General features: G+C 68.7%; 13 protein-coding genes and 1 tRNA gene. 8 read left to right on the plus strand and 6 right to left on the minus strand.

What is annotated here, in order from left to right; translation table 11 throughout:
• Positions 1 to 21 precede the first annotated feature (21 nt).
• Together YU1_RS0120615 and YU1_RS0120620 are read right to left on the minus strand one after the other, a co-directional pair.
• On the minus strand, positions 22 to 417 hold the full coding sequence (locus tag YU1_RS0120615) for a VOC family protein (RefSeq protein ID WP_029005697.1): 396 nt from the start codon (positions 415 to 417) through the stop codon (positions 22 to 24).
• Positions 417 to 809, minus strand: a complete 393-nt coding sequence (locus YU1_RS0120620) for a c-type cytochrome (RefSeq protein ID WP_245263394.1) — start codon at positions 807 to 809, stop codon at positions 417 to 419. The genes YU1_RS0120615 and YU1_RS0120620 overlap by 1 nt, the downstream gene beginning before the upstream one ends.
• Positions 810 to 1,217: 408 nt before the next feature.
• On the opposite strand from YU1_RS0120620, the gene lldD reads away from it, so the two are divergent.
• The 3 genes from lldD (at position 1,218) to aspT (ending at position 6,350) form a co-directional block, all read left to right on the plus strand.
• A complete protein-coding gene (lldD, locus tag YU1_RS0120625; RefSeq protein ID WP_029005699.1) occupies positions 1,218 to 2,369 on the plus strand; it encodes an FMN-dependent L-lactate dehydrogenase LldD in 1,152 nt (383 codons plus the stop codon).
• Positions 2,370 to 2,910: 541 nt separating this feature from the next.
• Positions 2,911 to 4,569 (plus strand): NAD-dependent malic enzyme, encoded by a 1,659-nt coding sequence (locus YU1_RS0120630; RefSeq protein WP_198018997.1) that lies wholly within the window; start codon positions 2,911 to 2,913, stop codon positions 4,567 to 4,569.
• A gap of 104 nt (positions 4,570 to 4,673) precedes the next feature.
• Positions 4,674 to 6,350 (plus strand): aspartate-alanine antiporter, encoded by a 1,677-nt coding sequence (aspT, locus tag YU1_RS0120635; protein WP_029005701.1) that lies wholly within the window; start codon positions 4,674 to 4,676, stop codon positions 6,348 to 6,350.
• A gap of 575 nt (positions 6,351 to 6,925) precedes the next feature.
• On the opposite strand, the gene YU1_RS0120640 is transcribed toward aspT, so the two are convergent.
• The 3 genes from YU1_RS0120640 to YU1_RS30455 form a co-directional block, all read right to left on the minus strand.
• Positions 6,926 to 8,191, minus strand: coding sequence for a complex I 51 kDa subunit family protein (locus YU1_RS0120640; protein WP_029005702.1), 1,266 nt, complete (start codon positions 8,189 to 8,191; stop codon positions 6,926 to 6,928).
• Positions 8,192 to 8,363: 172 nt separating this feature from the next.
• On the minus strand, positions 8,364 to 9,974 hold the full coding sequence (locus tag YU1_RS0120645; RefSeq protein WP_029005703.1) for an FAD-binding protein: 1,611 nt from the start codon (positions 9,972 to 9,974) through the stop codon (positions 8,364 to 8,366).
• 4 nt (positions 9,975 to 9,978) lie between these two features.
• Complete coding sequence (locus YU1_RS30455) at positions 9,979 to 10,662, minus strand: 4Fe-4S dicluster domain-containing protein (RefSeq protein WP_051357090.1); 684 nt, start codon at positions 10,660 to 10,662, stop codon at positions 9,979 to 9,981.
• Between the two features lie 444 nt (positions 10,663 to 11,106).
• On the opposite strand from YU1_RS30455, the gene YU1_RS0120660 reads away from it, so the two are divergent.
• From YU1_RS0120660 to YU1_RS33610, 5 genes are all read left to right on the plus strand, one after another.
• Complete coding sequence (locus YU1_RS0120660; RefSeq protein WP_029005704.1) at positions 11,107 to 12,048, plus strand: AEC family transporter; 942 nt, start codon at positions 11,107 to 11,109, stop codon at positions 12,046 to 12,048.
• 175 nt (positions 12,049 to 12,223) lie between these two features.
• The gene (locus tag YU1_RS0120665; protein WP_029005705.1) at positions 12,224 to 14,065 is read left to right on the plus strand and encodes a sensor histidine kinase; all 1,842 of its coding nucleotides are present in this window, start codon (positions 12,224 to 12,226) and stop codon (positions 14,063 to 14,065) included.
• Positions 14,058 to 15,386, plus strand: coding sequence for a sigma-54-dependent transcriptional regulator (locus YU1_RS0120670; RefSeq protein ID WP_029005706.1), 1,329 nt, complete (start codon positions 14,058 to 14,060; stop codon positions 15,384 to 15,386). Before YU1_RS0120665 ends, YU1_RS0120670 begins: the two co-directional genes overlap by 8 nt.
• Positions 15,387 to 15,433: 47 nt before the next feature.
• A complete protein-coding gene (locus YU1_RS30460; RefSeq protein WP_084540008.1) occupies positions 15,434 to 16,387 on the plus strand; it encodes a LysR family transcriptional regulator in 954 nt (317 codons plus the stop codon).
• A 574-nt stretch (positions 16,388 to 16,961) separates the two neighbouring features.
• Positions 16,962 to 17,174 (plus strand): XRE family transcriptional regulator, encoded by a 213-nt coding sequence (locus YU1_RS33610; RefSeq protein WP_156922319.1) that lies wholly within the window; start codon positions 16,962 to 16,964, stop codon positions 17,172 to 17,174.
• A gap of 565 nt (positions 17,175 to 17,739) precedes the next feature.
• Here the strand turns inward: YU1_RS33610 and YU1_RS0120680 are convergent.
• A tRNA-Ala gene (locus tag YU1_RS0120680) sits at positions 17,740 to 17,815 on the minus strand.
• Positions 17,816 to 17,949 lie beyond the last annotated feature (134 nt).

Consider the following 17,949-nt stretch of genomic DNA (forward strand, 5'->3'; position numbering starts at 1 on the left):
GTCGCGTGTTCGGATCCGAAATCAGACGTAGCGGCCGCCGCGCTCGATCACCTCGGTGCGGTAGCCGTCCGGGTCGGAGATGAAGAAGAAGCGCGCCAGCGTGCGGCCCTCATGCTGGAAATCGCGGATCGGGCCGGGTGCGAGGCCCGCCGCTTCCAGCCGCGCATGCTCGGCCTCCACCGAGGCCACCGTCACCGCCACATGGCCATAGCCATCGCCCAGCACATAAGGCTCGGTGCGCTCGTAATTGACGGTCAGCTCAACCTCGAACGGGCTCTCCTCGCCGCGCAGGTAGAGAAGCGCGAAGCTGCCGAAGTCGAACCTGTCGGCCAGCGTCAGGCCGAAGGCGGTCTCGTAGAAGGCCCGTGCGCGCGCCTCGTCGAGAACGCGCAGCATGACATGGACGGGCTTGGCCATTACTGAAGCTCCTTGAGATAACCGATAAGGGCGGCGCGAACCGCCGGGTTGGACTGGCGATAGGGCATCGCCGCGCCGGGGATCACCGCCTGCGGATTGGCGAGCCAGGGGTCGAGGTGCGCCTCGTCCCAGGCCCAGTCCGCCGCGGCGAAGCCCGCCGAATAGCGGAAACCGTCCGCCGCGCCCACCTTGCGGCCGAAGATGCCGGCCAGCGTCGGCCCCTGCCGCGGCGGGTCCGCCGCGCTGGTGCCGTGGCAGGTGGCGCACTGGCGCTTGAACAGATCCTCGCCCGAGGGCGCCTTGGCGGCCGGCAGCGCCATCTGCGCCAGAGCCGGCCCCGCCGCCAGAAGAAACCAAACGCCACCCGCAAGCAGCGCCCGTGCCTGTCGCATCGCTCCTCCCGCTCCACTCATGGCCGGATTATAGGATGGCGGGGTCACAAGCCGGGTAGTAGCGGGCTGTTAAGGCGGCGAAACCGCGCCGCCAAGGGGCGCCTCCAAGGGGCGCCGCCAGGGGGTGCCCCATGGGTCGTCCCCGTGCGCCGTCCCCGTGCATCGCTGCCATGCGTCAATTCCCCTTGATGCCAGCGGGCGGCGGATGGGCTAATCCGGCAGGGACATGGAAGATGGCCCCGCACGCTTCCCCAACGGCGCCCCGCCGGCGGGCGGCGCGGAACGGTCGGCTTGGCCCGGCTGGATTTCGCTCGCCTTCAGGCGCCGGCTCCTTGTAGATGCACGCCGCACGGTCTCACCCACCCGAACCTGCCAGCGCGACCGCACGGGTCGCCCCCGGAGAGTCCCATGATCGTTTCGTCCGCCTCCGACTATCGCGAGGCCGCCCGGCGCAAGCTGCCGCGCTTCCTGTTCGATTATATCGACGGCGGCGCCAATGCCGAGCAGACCATGCGGGCCAACGTCTCCGACCTCTCCGCCGTCGCCCTCAAGCAGCGGGTGCTGCGCAACGTCGCCGAGCTGAGCCTGGAGACGCAGCTGTTCGGCGAGAAGATGGCCATGCCCGTGGTGCTGAGCCCGGTGGGGCTCACCGGCATGTATGCCCGGCGCGGCGAGGTGCAGGCGGCGCGCGGCGCGGCCGCCAAGGGCGTACCCTTCTGCCTGTCCACCGTCTCGGTCTGCGCCCTGGAGGAAGTGGCCCCCGCCTGCCCGCGTCCGCTCTGGTTCCAGCTCTATGTGCTGAAGGACCGCGGCTTCATGCGCAACGTGCTGGAGCGCGCCCAGGCCACCGGCTGCAAGACCCTGGTGTTCACCGTGGACATGCCGGTGCCCGGCTCGCGCTATCGCGATGCCCATTCCGGCATGTCCGGCCCCTATGCCGCCCAGCGCCGCATCTGGCAGGCCGCGACCCATCCCGCCTGGGCGCTGGACGTCGGGGTGATGGGCCGCCCGCATGATCTCGGCAACGTCTCGGCCTATCTCGGCAAGGCCACCGGGCTTGAGGATTACGTCGGCTGGCTGGGCAACAATTTCGATCCGTCCATCAGCTGGAAGGACTTGGAGTGGATCCGCGAGTTCTGGAAGGGGCCCATGGTCATCAAGGGCATCCTGGACCCCGATGACGCGCGCGACGCGGTGCGCTTCGGCGCCGACGGCATCGTGGTCTCCAACCACGGCGGGCGCCAGCTCGACGGCGTGTCCTCCACCACGCGAGCGCTGCCCGGCATCGCCGACGCGGTGGGCAACGACATGACCGTGCTGGTGGATTCCGGCGTGCGCTCGGGGCTCGACGTGGTGCGCATGCTGGCGCTGGGCGCCAAGGGCGTGCTGCTCGGCCGCGCCGCCGTCTTCGCCCTCGCCGCCGAGGGCCGGGCCGGGGTGGAGAATTTGCTCGACATCTTCGCCAAGGAGATGCGCGTCGCCATGACGCTGACCGGCGTCACCTCCGTCGCGCAAATCGACCGCGGCATCGTCGACCTGGACGCGCTGTCGCGCCGCTGAGCGCGCGAACCTGACCCGATCGACCTGACCTTACGGACCTGACCGCCGGGGCACCGCCCCGGCGCGTCCCGCGGCAACGCCGTCCCGCGCCGCCGGATCGCGGCCCCGCATCCCCTGCCCCATCCCCCGCTTCTCATGCCCCCGGCTGGCCACACGACCGCGCCATGCAGCGATCGCGGTGCCGTATTCGGGGTGCGGCATCATGTGCCGCCCGCGCCCCCGCGCCGGCCGCCGAAACCTGCCGCGAAGCCGCCCGCACGCCCCCTCCCGCCGGCCCGGCGGACGCCGCCAAGGGCCCGGCGGAGGGGCCCAACGGGCGCCCGTTCGGTTTCCCGATCACCCATCCCGGGCAATCGACGGAAAGCCGGAGGATCCGCCGCCCCATATCCCCGGCGCTGTAAAAATTATCATTTATTATCAACTAATTATCGGATTTTCCGAGCTTGGCACGCCGCTTGCCAATCTGTCTGCGAGGCCAGCCTGGATCGATCCTCGGCCAGCGCTGCCCCTCCACAACGCACAGAGTATGGCGGAGATGAAAATGGCTTCTCAGCTCAAGCACGTCGAAAGCACCAAGGCGCCCTTCCACCCGGCTTCCGTCGGCATGGACCTGCTGCACGAACCGAACCACAACAAGGGCACCGCCTTCAGCCGCGACGAGCGCAAGGCGCTGGGCCTCGAAGGGCTGCTGCCCCACGCCGTGGAATCCCTGGACCGTCAGGTTGAGCGCGTGCTCGCTCATCTGGACGGCAAGATGGACGACCTCGAGCGCTACATCTATCTCATCGGCCTCGAGGACCGGAACGAGACCGTCTTCTACAAGACGATCATGTCCGACCCGAAGCGCTTCATCCCGATCTTGTATGATCCCACCGTCGCGGATGCCTGCCTGACCTTCGGCAACATGTATCGCCGCGCCCGCGGCATGTACATCACCCGGCACATGAAGGGCCGGATCGCCGAAGTGCTGCGCAACTGGCCGCAGAAGGACGTGCGCTTCATCTGCGTGTCCACCGGCGGCCGCATCCTCGGCCTGGGCGACATCGGCGCCAACGGCATGGGCATCCCGATCGGCAAGCTCCAGCTCTATACGGCCTGCGCCGCCGTGCCGCCCGACTGCCTGCTGCCGGTGCTGTTCGACATCGGCACCACCAACGAGAGCCTGCGCGCCGACCCGTTCTACCTCGGCACCCGCGAGCCCCCGCTGGCCGAGGCCGAGCTGGACGAACTGACCGAGGAATTCATCACCGCGGTGCAGGACGTGTTCCCGAACTGCTGCGTGCATTTCGAGGACTGGAAGGGCACGGACGCGATCCGCATGCTCGACCGCTACAAGGACCGCATCCTCACCTATAACGACGACATCCAGGGCACCGCCAGCGTGGCGCTCGCCGGCATCGCCGCCGCCATGAACATCACCGGCGGCAAGCTCACCGACCAGCGCGTGCTGTTCCTCGGCGCCGGCTCGGCCGGCATCGGCATCTCCAAGCTCATCGTCGCCGAGATGGTGACCAAGGGCCTGACCGAGGCCGAAGCCCGCGCCCGCGTCTCGCTGTTCGACGTCAACGGCCTGATCGAATCCTCGCGCACCGACCTCACGGACGCCCAGAAGGTCTATGCCCACAAGGCCGGGGCCACGAAGGACTTCCTCAAGGTCGTCAACGACTTCAAGCCGACCGTCCTGATCGGCGTGAGCACCAAGCCGGGCGCGTTCAACCAGCAGGTCATCGAGGCCATGAGCCGCCTCAATGAGCGGCCGGTCATCTTCGCCCTGTCCAACCCGACGACCAAGGCGGAATGCACCGCGGAGCAGGCCTACACCTGGTCCAAGGGCAAGGCCCTGTTCGCCGCCGGCGTCCAGTTCGACGACGTGGAGTTCGAGGGCAAGACCTATCGTCCGGGCCAGGCCAACAACTTCTACATCTACCCGGCGATCGGCCTTGCCACCTACGTGGCGCGTCCCAAGCGCCTGACCGACGAATGCTTCATCGTGGCGGCCCACGCCACGGCGGACCAGGTCGGCCCCGCGCTCTGCGCCAAGGGCATGCTCTATCCCAGCCAGGACCAGATCCTGGAGACGGAAGTCACCACCGCGACCCGCATCGCCGAATACATGTTCGATGCCGGTCTCGCCCAGGTGGAGCGTCCCCGCGACATCCGCGCCTGGATCGAGGGGCAGCTCTACAAGCCCCAGTACTGAACGCTTTCCCTCACACCCCCGGAACCCGCTGAGGGTTCGCAAGTCCTGAAGCGGCCGGGCCGGCTCGTGCCGGCCCGGCTGCCGATGTTCACTGGAGACGTGTCATGCACTCCGTCGTCGCAACCATCCAGAAGTACCCGGAGATCGCGATCTATCTCACGATCGCGGTCGGGTTCTGGATCGGCAATCTCAAGCTTGGAAATTTCAGCCTCGGCACCGTCACGAGCACGCTGCTCGCCGGGCTGCTGATCGGCCAGGTCCACATCTCGCTGCCGGCCGTGCTGCAATCGACCTTCTTCGCGATGTTCCTGTTCGCCGTGGGTTACGCGGTCGGCCCGCAGTTCGTCCGCGCCCTGCGCAGCGATGGCCTGCCGCAAGTGGTGTTCGCCATCCTGGTGTGCATCTCCGGCCTCATCACCGCCATCGTCCTCGGCAAGCTGCTGGGCTATGACGCGGCGCTCACCGCCGGCCTGCTCTCGGGCGGCTACACCAACTCCACCGTGCTCGGCGTCGCCACCGACCTGATCTCGCAGTCGGGCCTCGACCCGCAGCAGCTCAAGATGGCGCTGTCGCTGATGCCGGTGGCCTATGCGGTGACCTATCCGTTCGGCACGGCTGGCTCGGCCTGGATCCTCGCGACCCTCGCCCCCAAGATGCTGAAGTTCGACCTCGCCGAAGAGTGCGAAGCCTATGAGAAGGCCCATGGCAACGGCCTCAGCACCGGCCCCACCGCCTATCGCGAGTTCTCGGCCCGCGCGTTCCGCGTCACCAATCCGGAGCTGTTCGGCAAGACGGTCAAGGATATCGAGCGGCTGTTCAACCACGAGATCTTCGTCCGCCGCGTGCGCTGCGGCAGCGAGATCATCGATTGCAACGACGCCACGGTGATCCATGAGAACGAGATCGTCGCCTTCTCCGGCGGGCTCAGCGCGCTGCTGACCTATCAGGACCGCTTCGGCGTCGAGATCAAGGACGTGCCGCTGCTGGACTTCTCCACCGAGCTGCTCGACCTCGTGGTGACCAACCGCGCCTATGTGAACAAGACCCTGGGCGAGATCCTCAAGACCCTGTTCGGCAAGCCCGGGCGCGGCGTGTTCCTCACCCAGTTCGTCCGCTCGGACCTGGTGATGCCGCTCAACAGCGAGATCACCATCCAGCGCGGCGACGTGCTGACCATCCTCGGCGCCAAGCAGGACGTGGCGAAGATCGCCAAGGAGCTGGGCTACGCGGACCGGCCGCTGGAAAACTCCGACATGGCGTTCATGGGCTTCGGCATCGTGATCGGCAGCCTGCTCGGGGCCATCACCGTGCACGTGGCCGGCATCCCGCTGAGCTTCGGCACCTCGGTCGGCGCCATCGTCGCCGGCATCTTCTGCGGCTACCTGCGCTCCACCAAGCGCACCTTCGGCCGCATCCCCGGCCCGGCGCTGTGGGTGTTCACCAACGTGGGCCTCAACGGCTTCATCGCGGTGATCGGCCTCAACGCCGCCCCGGGCTTCGTGTCCGGCCTCCAGACCTACGGCCTCACCCTGTTCCTCGCCGGCACGGTGGTGACCATGGTGCCGCTGTTCGTCGGCCTGTTCCTCGGCCACTACGTGTTCAAGTTCAACCCGGCGATCATGCTCGGCGCCTGCGCCGGCGCGCGGTCCACCACGGCGGCGCTCGGGGCCTTGCAGGATGCCGGCCGCAGCAAGGTGCCGGCACTCGGCTACACCATCGGCTACGCGGTCTCCCGCCTGGTCATGGCGGTGCTGACCATCGTGCTGGTCAACGTCTTCTGACACCGGCCCCGGGGCGGCGGCACACCTCCCCACCTGCCCCCGCCAAAGGGCTGCGCCCCGGCCTCCCCGGAGCGCGGCCCTTCCCCCTGGCGGGCCGCCGCCCCGGAGCCGGGGACGGAGCGGCGGGATCGCTCAGCGCTCCCGCCGCTCCGCCGAAGCCTTCCACCCGCGACGCATGACACGACGTCCCGGCCCGGTGACGACCTTCCGCCACCGGGCCGGAGCGCGTTCCGGCCGGAGCGCCCGCGGCCCGCGGCCGAAGCGCCCCACCGCCCCTCCCCTGCCCTCTCCGTCCATGCGGACAGGGCCGCCGCACCGCCGGCCACCGGCCGCGCGGCCGGTCCCGCGCCACGGGCGGGTCGCATGCGGGCCTTGCGCGGATCCCCGCGCAGCGATGCCGTGCCGGTCATCGGGCCCCCGATCCGCCCTGAAGGGCTGCGCCTCTCCCCGGGGCGCAGCCCTTCGCGCTTGAAGAGGTGCGTGCGGGCGGCCACCTCCCCTCCCGCCGTGCGGACACAAAAAAGCGGAGCCTCCGGGGAGGCTCCGCTGCGATGGGTCCGGCGAAGGGCGGGATGTCAGGCGGTTTCGGCGGGCGCCGGCTCCGCGACGCCATATTCGGCCGGGAAGGTGTGCAGCGAGCTCTCCACCACGGTCACCGCGCCGTCGATCAGCCCGCACCGGCCGCTGCCGGGCAGGATGCGACAGAGGTTGCGCAGCGCGGCGATGTCGCCGGGGCCGGCGCGGCCGCTGTCCACGCGGTCCAGCAGCCGGGCCATCTGGAAGGTGCCGGCCTTGCACGAGGGGCACTGCCCGCATGAGCCGTTGGCGAAGAACTCGATATATTCCGCCACCTTGCGCACGATGCTGGTGCCCTCGGAGATGACGATCATCGCCCCTGTGCCGAGGCGCGAGCGGCGCAGCCGCACGGAATCGAAGTCCAGCGCCACGTCCAGATCGCGCGCCGTCAGCAGGGTGTTGGACGGGCCGCCGGTGAACACGCCCTTGAACGCCTTGCCCTCCAGCATCCCGCCGCCATGGACGAAGATCAGGTCATGCAGCGACGTGCCCATGGGCAGTTCGTAGAGGCCGGGCAGCAGCACGTCGCCGGAGAGCGAATAGAGCTTGGTGCCCGCCGCGTCGCCGACGCCGAGGCCGCGATACCACGCCGCGCCGTGGTGCAGGATATGCGGCACGTTGGCCAGGGTCTCGGTGTTGTTGATCAGCGTCGGCGCGCCGTGGCAGCCGCTCTCCGCCGGGAACGGCGGCTTGCGGCGGGGAAACGGGAAGCCGCCCTCCAGGCTGGAGATGACCGCCGTCTCCTCGCCGCCGATATAGCGCCCGGAGGTCGCCACCACGGCGATCTCCAGCGGCTTGCCGATCAGGCGCTCGATCCGGCGCACGGCTTCCGTGCCGGCCCATTGCTGGGCGGCGCGGCGCATCTGCGCACGGCCCTCCGCCTGGTGGGGATTGATGTAGAGCACGACGCGGTTGGCGCGGATCGCCACCGCCGCGATCAGCGCGCCCTCGATCACCTGGTGCGGCGTCCAGCGCAGCAGGTGGCGATCCTTGAAGGTGCCCGGCTCGTCCTCATTGCCGTTGCAGACCACATACTTGTCGCCGTCCGGCGCCGGCGCGGCCGCGGCGGCCGCCCACTTGCGGTGGGTGGGAAAGCCCGCCCCGCCCATGCCGCGCAGGTCGGCGGCCTCCAGTGTGGCGATGATGGCGCCGGGGTCGGCGAGGGCCGCGTCGAGCCCCTGCCCGCCGCCGGCCGCGCGCCAGCCGTCGAGGTCCGCCCCCAGCTGGAAGGCGGGGTTCAGCAGAACCTGGTTGAGCGTGTTCATGTCTCTCCCCTTCTGTGGGCCTCATCGGCAATGGGCGCCCCGGCCGGTGGCCGGCGCGCCGCGCCCTTGAGGGTGGGATGCGGCAAGGGCAACCGGCGCAGGACCGGCGGTCCCGCCCGGTGCGGCTGGTCGACCTTCAGCGGCCGCCAGCGGAGCGCGCGGGTCAGCAGGCTCATGCCGCCGCCGTCCGGCGCAGGTGGAAATTGCCGTAGCTGGGATAGAGCAGCGGCGCGCGCACGTCAGCGGGAAGCTCGGCCTGCGCCAGCGCCCGCCGCCAGCGGTGGACATGGTTGATGCCGCCGCGCCCGGCCTGGCGCTGGCCGAGGCTCTCGGCCGCCCGCGTGCCGGCCCGCCGGCCGAAGCTGATGATGTCCAGCAGCGCATTGCCCATCAGGCGGTTGCGGCCATGGATGCCGCCGGAGACCTCGCCGGCGCAGAGCAGGCCCGGCACCGAGGTGGCGCCGTCGCCGTCGATCATCACCCCGCCGTTCTGGTAGTGCAGCGTGGGATAGACCAGGAACGGCTCTTGGCGCGGATCGAGGCCGCACTTGGCGGCGAGATGGCCGAGCGAGACGAGGCGGGTCTCCAGGATGTCCGGGTCCGCCGCCACCAGGGCGCGCGCGTCGAGGAACACCCCGGTCTGCCCGTCGCGCGCGATGCCGCGCCCCTCCGCGCATTCGCGGAGGATGGCGGCGGCCACCACGTCGCGCGGCTTCAGCTCGTCGACAAAGCGCTCGCCGAGACCGTTGAGCAAGTGCGCACCCGCGGAGCGGGCGGATTCGGAGATCAGCCCGCCCGCCAGGTGCCGGGGATGGGCGACGCCGGTGGGGTGATACTGGAAGGAATCCAGGTCGCACATGCGCGCGCCCAGCCGATAGGCCAGCACCAGCCCGTCGGCGGTGGCGCCGTAATGGTTGGAGGTGGGAAAGCCCTGCAGGTGCAGGCGGCCGCTGCCGCCGGTGGCGAGGACCACCGCCCTGGCGCGCACCAGCACGAAGCTGCGCCGCTCCAGATCGTACAGGATCGCCCCGGCGCAGCTGCCGTCGTCATGGGACAGCAGTTCCACCGCCGGGCAGCGGTTGAGCTGCTCGATGCCGCGCTGCAATTCCACCGCCTCGCGCAGCACGCGCATCATCTCCAGGCCGGTGAAGTCGCGGTGGCACAGGATGCGCGACGCGGTGGTGCCGCCCGCCTTCTTGCGCAGCAGGGTGGAGCCGAGCGCCTTGTCCTCGGCGAGGTCGAAGGCCATGCCGAGGTCGATCAGCCAGCGGATCACCTCCGGCGCGTCGGACACCATCTGGGCGATGAGGGCGCGGTCGCCCTCGTTGTGGCCGCCGCGCAGAGTGTCCTCATAATGCCGTTGCAGGCTGTCGTCGGCGCCGACGGCGGCCTGGATGCCGCCCTCGGCCATCACCGTGTTGCTGTCGCCGATGCGCAGCTTGGTGGCGATGATGACGCGCGCGCCGCGCATCGCCGCCGTGACCGCCGCCGCCGCGCCCGCGCCGCCGCCGCCGATCACCAGCACGTCGGTGGCGAGCGGCTCGGCGCCGGCGAGATCGAGATCGTCGATCAGCGCGTTGCTTTCCAGCAGCCCGGCCAGCGCCGGATGGCAGGGCGCGCCGGCATTGGCGCCGATCCGCAGCGACACGCGGGCCTTGGCGCCGTAGTCCGGGTGGAAGCGCTCCAGCAGGTCGTTGACCGCGAGCCCGTCGGCCCGCATCGGCGCGTCCGCGCCGGGACGCAGCGCCTGGAGCGCCTGCGCATGGGAAATCATCGAGGTCATGGTGTCACCTGTCCTGGGCCGGCGCGGCGAGGCGGGGGGCGGCGGTCGCGGTCTCCACCCTGGGCAGGGTGACGTTGACGCTCATCTCGCCGCTGGCGACCTCGCGCAGGCGGCGCATGAGGTCGATCGGGCGGAGCGTGAGGGCCGCCACGGAGCGCCGCACGAACAGGCCGAGGTGATTGGGGCGGATATTCTCGGGGCAGGCCAGCGTGCACAGATTGCACATGACGCACTGGTCGAAGACGGCGGCGGCGGCGGCGATGTCGCCGGCGACCGAGAAGGCCACGCCGCTCTGCACCGGAAGCCCCTTAGGGCAGGCCCGATCGCAGCCGCTGCAATGGCGGCAATGCTCGGCCTCGGGGAAGACGGCGCGGATCTGGTCGAGCATCCCCCAGCTGTCATGAAGGTCCTTGAGATCATAATGGTGCACGTGCGCCGGCAGGAAATAGTCGATGAAGCTGACCTGCATGCCGGGTTCCACGCGGGTCTCGCAGGCGAGCAGGGTCGAGACCTGCCGTTCGCCGTCCTTGCGCACCATGCAGCGGCAGGAGCCGCACACGCCCTGGCCCATGCAGCCCACGTTCGCCGTCAGTTCGGCGCCGCTTTGGGCATAGGCCTGGAGGATGGAGACCGTCGGGTCGGCCGCGATCTCGCGGCCATCGATGGTCAGATGGACTGTCTCGCTCACTCTGGTCTTCCTTCGCGAAAACGCGCGGCGGCTCCGAGGCATCAGGCGACGGATCGGCCGCGGGACCGGAGCCGGCGGCCCGGGAAGGGGCGCTCCAGCCGCAAACGACGGATCAGGATCAGCAAGCCGCGTGCCAGCCCGCCGCCGACGTGCAAAAGGCCGCGCCACAACGTTTCCCCAGCCCCCGCCCCGGCGCGCATCGACGGATTTCCGTCCCTGGCCGGGCCGGCCGTCCGGCGGGCCGAACGCGGCCGGGCCGCGACCGCGTTCGGATTTCCGGACGCCGCCGGCGGCCATTATTCGGCAAACCGGCGACGGCTTCGATTGAAGAGAATTTTATCGTTTAATTTCAAAATGATAACTCGCATACCCCGCTGGCACGGACGTTGCTGAAGGAGAGCCGTGTCGCCGGTCGAGCCGCCGGCAAGGTTCAGGAGTTGGGTCATGTTCACAGTCATGTCCGGGGCGCTCGTCCCCGTGGTTTTCCTGATGTTCCTCGGCTGGCTCGGCGGCTGGAAGGGCTATTTCAAGCGCGAGGACGTCAATGTCTTCGCCGCGCTGGTGATGCGCTTCGCCCTGCCCTTCTCGCTGTTCCTGGGCGCGCTCAACACGCCGCCGGAAAAGCTCCAGAACCTGCCCTTCATCCTGTGCATGCTGTTCGGCTTCGTCGGCACCTATGCCATCGCCCTGGCGGTCAGCCTCTTGGCCTTCCGTCACGACCTGAAGACCTCCGCCATCCAGGCCCTGGTCTGCACCTTCCCCGACATGGCCTATTTCGGCGCGCCGATCCTGCTGGTGGTGTGCGGGCCGTCGGGCTTCCTGGCGGTGCTGATCGGCAACCTCATCACCAGCTTCATCATCCTGCCGCTGACCATCGTGCTCAGCCGCTGGGGCGAGATGGCGAGCGGGACCGGCGACACCAGCGTGTCCGCCATCCTCAAGAGCAGCCTGTGGCGCACGGTGACCAACCAGATGGTCTGGCTGCCGATCCTCGGCGTGGTGCTGTCCTTCTCCGGCTTCCAGGTGCCCGGCGCCATGAAGCACTCGGTGGAGCTGGTGGCGAGCACCGCCGGCGGCGTGTCGCTGCTGGCGCTCGGCCTCATGTTCTTCGGCGAGCGGCCGAGCGTGAACCTCGACGTGGTCACCAATGTCGGCATGAAGAATTTCCTCCAGCCGGCCCTGATGTTCCTCGGCATCCTGATGTTCGGCGTGGATGCGGACTTCGCCCGCCAGGCGCTGATCGTCGGCGCGGTGCCCACCGCCATCGCCGCCTCCATGTTCGCCGTGCGCAACCAGACCTATGCCATGCCGGCCTCCGATTCCGTGGTCATCGGCACGGTGCTGGCGGTGTTCACCGAGGCGCTTCTCATCGCCGTGATCATTTGAGCTAAGACAAACCGCAAAGGCCAGGACCGTGTTACTTCGGAGCGAAAGTCAATCGCAGGCCCTACAGTGGCGGCGGCATATCCCATGCCGGTATCGCCACCGCTGCGGCGCGATGTGCGGACATGCGGCGATCGCATCCGTCGACCCGACTTCAGCAACGAACCTTGACTGTGTGATGGCCTTTCGGAGACGCGACCTTTCCATCTTTCTGTCGCTGGCGCTGATCTTGTCCCTCGCCGCGGGGTGGCTCGGTTATCTCGTCATGCGCACGGTCGGCCTGGAGGACCTGCACGCGGTGGCCGAGCGCCGCCTCGCCATCGCCCATGCCACGCTGGAGCGGCAGATCGAGAAATACGGACTGTTGCCCAACACCGCCTCGGTGAGCCGGGACGTGATCGATTTCCTCACCCACCCCACGACGCCCCAGAGCGTGGAGGAGATGAGCCGGCAGCTGAAGACGCTGAACGGCAGCGCCGGCACGTTGCAGACCTTCCTCATCAATCCCGAGGGCCGCATCGTCGCCTCCAGCAACTGGCGGGAGCCGGACAGCTTCGTCGGCCGCGACATCTCCTACCGGCCCTATGTCCAGAATGCCCAGCCGGGGCGGACCACCGGCTATTACGCGGTCGGCACCACCGGCGACGCGCCGGGCTACTACCTCGCCACCGCGGTCGAATCCGACGGGCGCCGGGTCGGCGTCGTGGCCATCAAGCTCGGCCTCGACCAGTTGGAGCGCCTCTGGCTCGGCCTGTCCGAGCCGGCCCTGATGGTCGACGACAACGGCGTGGTGGTGCTCTCCTCGGTGCCGGGCTGGAAGTTCGGCGTCCTCGGCCCGCTGCCGCCGGAGGCGGCCAGCCGCCTGGTGCAGTCCCAGCAATACAATCAGCGCGCCCTGCGCCCGCTCGACTGGGTGGTGCAGAAGACGCTGCCCGACGGGAGCGCCTTCGTGCGGGCCGGGACCGGGGCGGACAGCCAGACCTATCTGGCGGTCACCCACGACGTGCCCAACATGCACATGCGCATCATCGTGCTGACCGAGCCGCGCCAGGTCTATCTGGTGGCCTGGGGCTGGGGCGTCGCCGCCGCCATGACCGCCCTCGCCTGCGCGCTGCTGCATGCGCTCAACCTGCGCCGCATCAGCGTGCGCGAGCGCCTCGCCATGCGCGAGGCGCTGCAAGCCTCGCACGACCGGCTGGAGATCCTGGTGGAGGAGCGCAGCGCCGAACTGCGCACGGTCAACGCCGGGCTGCGCCGCGAGGTCGGCGAGCGCATCCAGGCGGTCAAGCAGCTCCAGTCCTTCCAGGAGGAGTTGATCCGCACCGAGAATCTGGCGGTCATCGGCCAGCTCTCCGCCGGCATCGCCCATGAGATCAACCAGCCGCTGGCGGCGCTCAGCACGCTGTCGGCCAATGCGGTGCGCTTCCTGGAGCGCGACGACCTCGACACGGTGCGCTTCAACCTCGGCCGTATCTCCGAGCTGGTGGCGCGCATGGGCACCCTGACCGGCCAGCTGCGCTCCTTCGCCCGCCGCTCCACCGGCGAGATCGGGGTGCTGCCGATCGGGCCGCGCATCGACAGCGCGGTGGCCCTGCTCAGCCACCGCCTGACCAAGGACGGCGTGGTGGTGGAACTGCTGCCGCCGCCCGCGCCCCTGCTGGTGCCGTGCGATGCGGTGCGGCTGGAGCAGGTGCTGGTGAACCTCATCAGCAATGCGGTCGATGCCAGCGCCGACCAGAAGGTGCCGCACATCCAGATCCGCTGGCAGGCCGAGGGCGAGGTGGCGACCATCGCGGTGATCGACAATGGCGTCGGCCTCGCCGACACGGTGAAGGCGCACCTGTTCGAACCCTTCTTCACCACCAAGAAGACCAGCGGGCTGGGCCTCGGCCTCGCCATTTCCGCCGACATCATCCGCGGCTTCGGCGGCACGCTGAGCGCGGACAACAATCCGGACGGCGGGGCGCGCTTCGTCATCACGCTGCCCACCGCCACGCAGAAGGAGACCGCCTGTGGCTGACCATCAGGTGCTGATCGTCGAGGATGACGAGGACGTTCGCCTGGGCTGCCTCCAGGCGCTGGAGCTGGAAGGCATCTCCGCCCTCGGCGCCGAGTGCGTGGAGAAGGTGCAGCGCCTGGTGCCGCAGGATTTCGCCGGCGTGGTGGTGACCGACATCCGCATGCCCGGCATGGACGGCATGGCCTATCTGCGCCAGCTCATCGCCGCCGACGCCGACCTGCCGGTGATCCTGATCACCGGCCATGGCGACGTCGCCACCGCCGTCAAGGCCATGCGCGACGGCGCCTATGACTTCATTCAGAAGCCGTTCTCGCCGGAGCAACTGGTGGGGGTGGTGCAGCGGGCGCTGGAGAAGCGCCGGCTGACCATGGAGGTGCGCGCCCTCAAGCGGCAGCTGGCCGCCTTCGGCGGGCTGGAGAGCCGCATCATCGGCCGCTCCCCGGCGGTGGTGGAGCTGCGCAACCTGGTCCAGGATGTCGCCGCCGCGCCGGCGGACGTGATGATCCTGGGCGAGACCGGCACCGGCAAGGAACTGATCGCCCGCTGCCTGCACGACCTGTCCGGCCGCACCGGGCCGTTCGTGGCGCTGAACTGCGGCGGCCTGCCGGAAACCCTGTTCGAGAGCGAGATCTTCGGCCACGAGGCCGGCGCCTTCTCGGGCGCCGCCAAGCAGCGCATCGGCAAGATCGAGTTCGCCCAGCACGGCACGCTGTTCCTCGACGAGATCGAGAGCATGCCCATGGCCATGCAGGTGAAGTTCCTGCGCGTGCTGCAGGAGCGGGTGGTGGAGCGGCTCGGCTCCAACCGCCTCATCCCGGTGGATTTCCGCATCATCGCCGCCACCAAGGCCGACCTCGGCGCCCTGTCGGAGGAAGGCAAGTTCCGCGCCGACCTGCACTTCCGGCTCAATGTGGTGACGCTGGACCTGCCGCCGCTGCGCGCCCGGCGCGAGGACATCCCGCTGCTGTTCGAATATTTCGTCGGCCAGGCGGGACTGCGGCTCAACCGCCAGCCCCCCGAGATCAAGGACAGCCTGGTGCGCGAGCTGATGGCGCACAATTGGCGCGGCAACGTGCGCGAATTGCGCAACGAGGCCGAGCGCTACGTGCTGGGCCTCAAGTCTGCCATCGGCCAGAACGCCGCCGACACGCCGGTGCCGCTGAGCCTCACGGTGGAGGTGTTCGAGCGCGGCCTCATCGCCGAGGAACTGCGCCGCCAGAACGGCAACATCTCGCGCGCCGCCGAAGCGCTGCACATCGCCAAGACCACCCTGTTCGACAAGATCAAGAAATACGGCATCGAGACCGCCCCGCAGGCCTGACGCCGAAAGGCGCGCGGCAGGCGGGGCAGGCCCGGAACGGAGCCATCATGGAATTACGCACGTTGCGGGCCTTCGTCGAAGTGGTGCGCCAGGGCGGCTTCTCCCAGGCGGCCAAGGCGATCCTGGCCACCCAGAGCACGGTGAGCAAGGCAGTGAAGCAGCTGGAGGACGAGCTCGGCCTGCCGCTGCTCGACCGCATCGGCCACGCCAGCCGGCTCACCGCGGCGGGTGAGATCGTCTATCGCCGCGCCGTGGTCATCCTGGCCGAGCGCGAGGATCTGGTGAGCGAGCTGGGCGAGCTGCGCGGCCTCAGCCGCGGCACCTTGCGCCTCGGCCTGCCGCCGCTCGGCAGCAACATCCTGTTCGCGCCGCTGTTCGCGCTCTACCGCCAGCGCTTTCCCGGCGTCGACATCCGCCTGCACCAGCACGGCAGCCGCAAGCTGGAGGAGATGGTGCTGACCGGCGAGGTGGATCTGGCCGGCTCGCTGCTGCCGGTGCCGGGCGATTTCGAATGGCAGTCGGTGCACCGGGAGCCTTTGGTGGCGCTGCTGCCCGCCGCCCATCCGCTGGCCGGCGCCGGGCGGGTGGAACTCGGAGACCTGGCCGCCGACCCTTTCCTGCTGTTCCAGGAGGGTTTCGCCATCGACACGGTGCTGAGCGAGGCCTGCGAGCGGCGGGGCATCACGCCCCACGTGGCGGCGCGCAGCGCCCAGGTGGACTTCCTGGTGGAGTTGGTGGCGGCGGGCATGGGGGTGGGCTTCCTGCCGCGCATGATCGCCGAACAGCGCCCTCACCCCGGCGTCGCCCGCGCCTTGCTGGACGAGCCGGACACCGACTGGCACATGGCCTTGGTGTGGCGGCGCGGCGGCTACCAGTCCCACGCCGCCAGAGCCTGGCTGGCGCTCAGCCGCGAGGTGCTGGCCGGGGCGGCGCTGCCGGCAGAGGACACCTATCCGCTGCATGCCCGCTTGGCGGGCGCCGGCGGCCACGCCACGCAGTAGCGCCGGGCCCGGCCGGTCAGGCCGGCTTGATCATGTCGCGGGCATAGGCGAGGCCGGTGCCGTAGCCGCCGCCGTGGTCCACCACGATGCCGCGCGCGGCCTCATAGGTGTCGCGGCGGCTCGCGCGATCTTCATCGCAGAGAATGGCGAGGGGCCGGACGTGAGGCTTCGCAAGACGGGCACGGCTTCTCTATTTACCTGCCCCGAAACAACCTTGGACAGCCGGAAAAGGGTAAATTGCCAGCCAGAGGCACATTCCCGAGCCGGGAAGGCTGTGGATAACCTCTCAAAAAGGTGCCCAAACACCGCGCGTTTCATATGAAGTACTGCTATAAGTGTGCATAGGTGCGGTTTCTGTGGAAAAATATCTGGAAATTGTACCAGAACCTCTTCAACGTGTCGGTGTGACGACTCGGGTTGCAAGCTACCAACTTGCTCCCCGAGCCGGTGTGCCAAACGGGTTCACCTCGCGCGGCCACACTGAGCGGTGAAGAGTTCTCCACGCCCATGCACTGCGGAGCATACTCGGATCTGACTCGGACACAAGCGCGAGGCATCCAGAAGGATTCTCATTGTGTCCGACACGCCCATCATCTTCCGTCGCCTTCGTCGGCGCTCCAAAAAGCTAACTATAGAAGATGTTGAAATTGCCAAAAGCTTATTGGGGCAAGGGTACACCCAGCATGAAGCTGCGGCTTTGATTGGAGTGAACCAGGGGCGGATCAGCGAGGCCTTGAATGGCAAGCTCACACCTATCGACGACCCGATCCCTGATCTTTTCAAGTGAAAGAAAGCCCTCGATGAAATGTCGGGGGCTTTCGTTTCGATGCCGCGAGTCATGCTTAGCATCTTTGCAGCAGGTTAACTCCCTACACACGCCCGCCTAGCCGCCGACCCAGCAGGCCCCGGATAGCACGGAAGATGCCCCCCCCCTGGAGTACCCCCCGCAACATGGATGCAGCAGTAGCCCGTGGCTCCTCTCAGTGCTTCTTAGCCGTAATGGGATGGACGTAGGTACCCCCTGGGTGCTTTGTGCGGCAGCTTGAGGTTTTGCAAGTGCTAGTGGCGAATCCCTTCACATGGGACGAGCTGGACGACCGCGTTGATTTCGCGACCCCCAATGCGGGCTGCACAAGCACAAACGCCACAGCACCGATGCACACAAATACGCGTCTCATAATCCCACCATCCGCTTAGCGACCGCCGCAGGCCCTTACGCCCTGCTCCGGGCACCGCAATGCCCATACGCCACCCGCCGTAGGATCACCTTGACCTAATTGGGCTACACAGCCACCGATGATCCGATCCGAACCATCTGAGATTTAAAATGAGTTCTTGAGCTTAGATCGGGGTGGTGGAGCCGAGGGGAATCGAACCCCTGACCTCTGCAGTGCGATTGCAGCGCTCTCCCATCTGAGCTACGGCCCCGATCCATGGGAGGCGCCATTTACGGGGTGCCCCGCCCCCCTGTCAAGCGAGGGACCGGCCGCAATCGGCGCCATTCACAGCTGCATTCCACCGCGCCCGCGCGGCGGCCCTTGGCTTGAAGTTGTCGCGCCCAC

Source organism: Azorhizobium doebereinerae UFLA1-100, from assembly GCF_000473085.1.
GTDB classification, from domain to species: Bacteria; Pseudomonadota; Alphaproteobacteria; order Rhizobiales; family Xanthobacteraceae; genus Azorhizobium; species Azorhizobium doebereinerae.

What these genes read in the sequence shown, in the direction of transcription:
- YU1_RS0120615 (WP_029005697.1), bottom strand. Translation starts at nt 417, where the DNA reads ATGGCCAAGCCCGTCCATGTCATGCTGCGCGTTCTCGACGAGGCGCGC.
- YU1_RS0120620 (WP_245263394.1), bottom strand. Translation starts at nt 809, where the DNA reads ATGCGACAGGCACGGGCGCTGCTTGCGGGTGGCGTTTGGTTTCTTCTG.
- lldD (WP_029005699.1), top strand. Translation starts at nt 1,218, where the DNA reads ATGATCGTTTCGTCCGCCTCCGACTATCGCGAGGCCGCCCGGCGCAAG.
- YU1_RS0120630 (WP_198018997.1), top strand. Translation starts at nt 2,911, where the DNA reads ATGGCTTCTCAGCTCAAGCACGTCGAAAGCACCAAGGCGCCCTTCCAC.
- aspT (WP_029005701.1), top strand. Translation starts at nt 4,674, where the DNA reads ATGCACTCCGTCGTCGCAACCATCCAGAAGTACCCGGAGATCGCGATC.
- YU1_RS0120640 (WP_029005702.1), bottom strand. Translation starts at nt 8,191, where the DNA reads ATGAACACGCTCAACCAGGTTCTGCTGAACCCCGCCTTCCAGCTGGGG.
- YU1_RS0120645 (WP_029005703.1), bottom strand. Translation starts at nt 9,974, where the DNA reads ATGACCTCGATGATTTCCCATGCGCAGGCGCTCCAGGCGCTGCGTCCC.
- YU1_RS0120660 (WP_029005704.1), top strand. Translation starts at nt 11,107, where the DNA reads ATGTTCACAGTCATGTCCGGGGCGCTCGTCCCCGTGGTTTTCCTGATG.
- YU1_RS0120665 (WP_029005705.1), top strand. Translation starts at nt 12,224, where the DNA reads ATGGCCTTTCGGAGACGCGACCTTTCCATCTTTCTGTCGCTGGCGCTG.
- YU1_RS30460 (WP_084540008.1), top strand. Translation starts at nt 15,434, where the DNA reads ATGGAATTACGCACGTTGCGGGCCTTCGTCGAAGTGGTGCGCCAGGGC.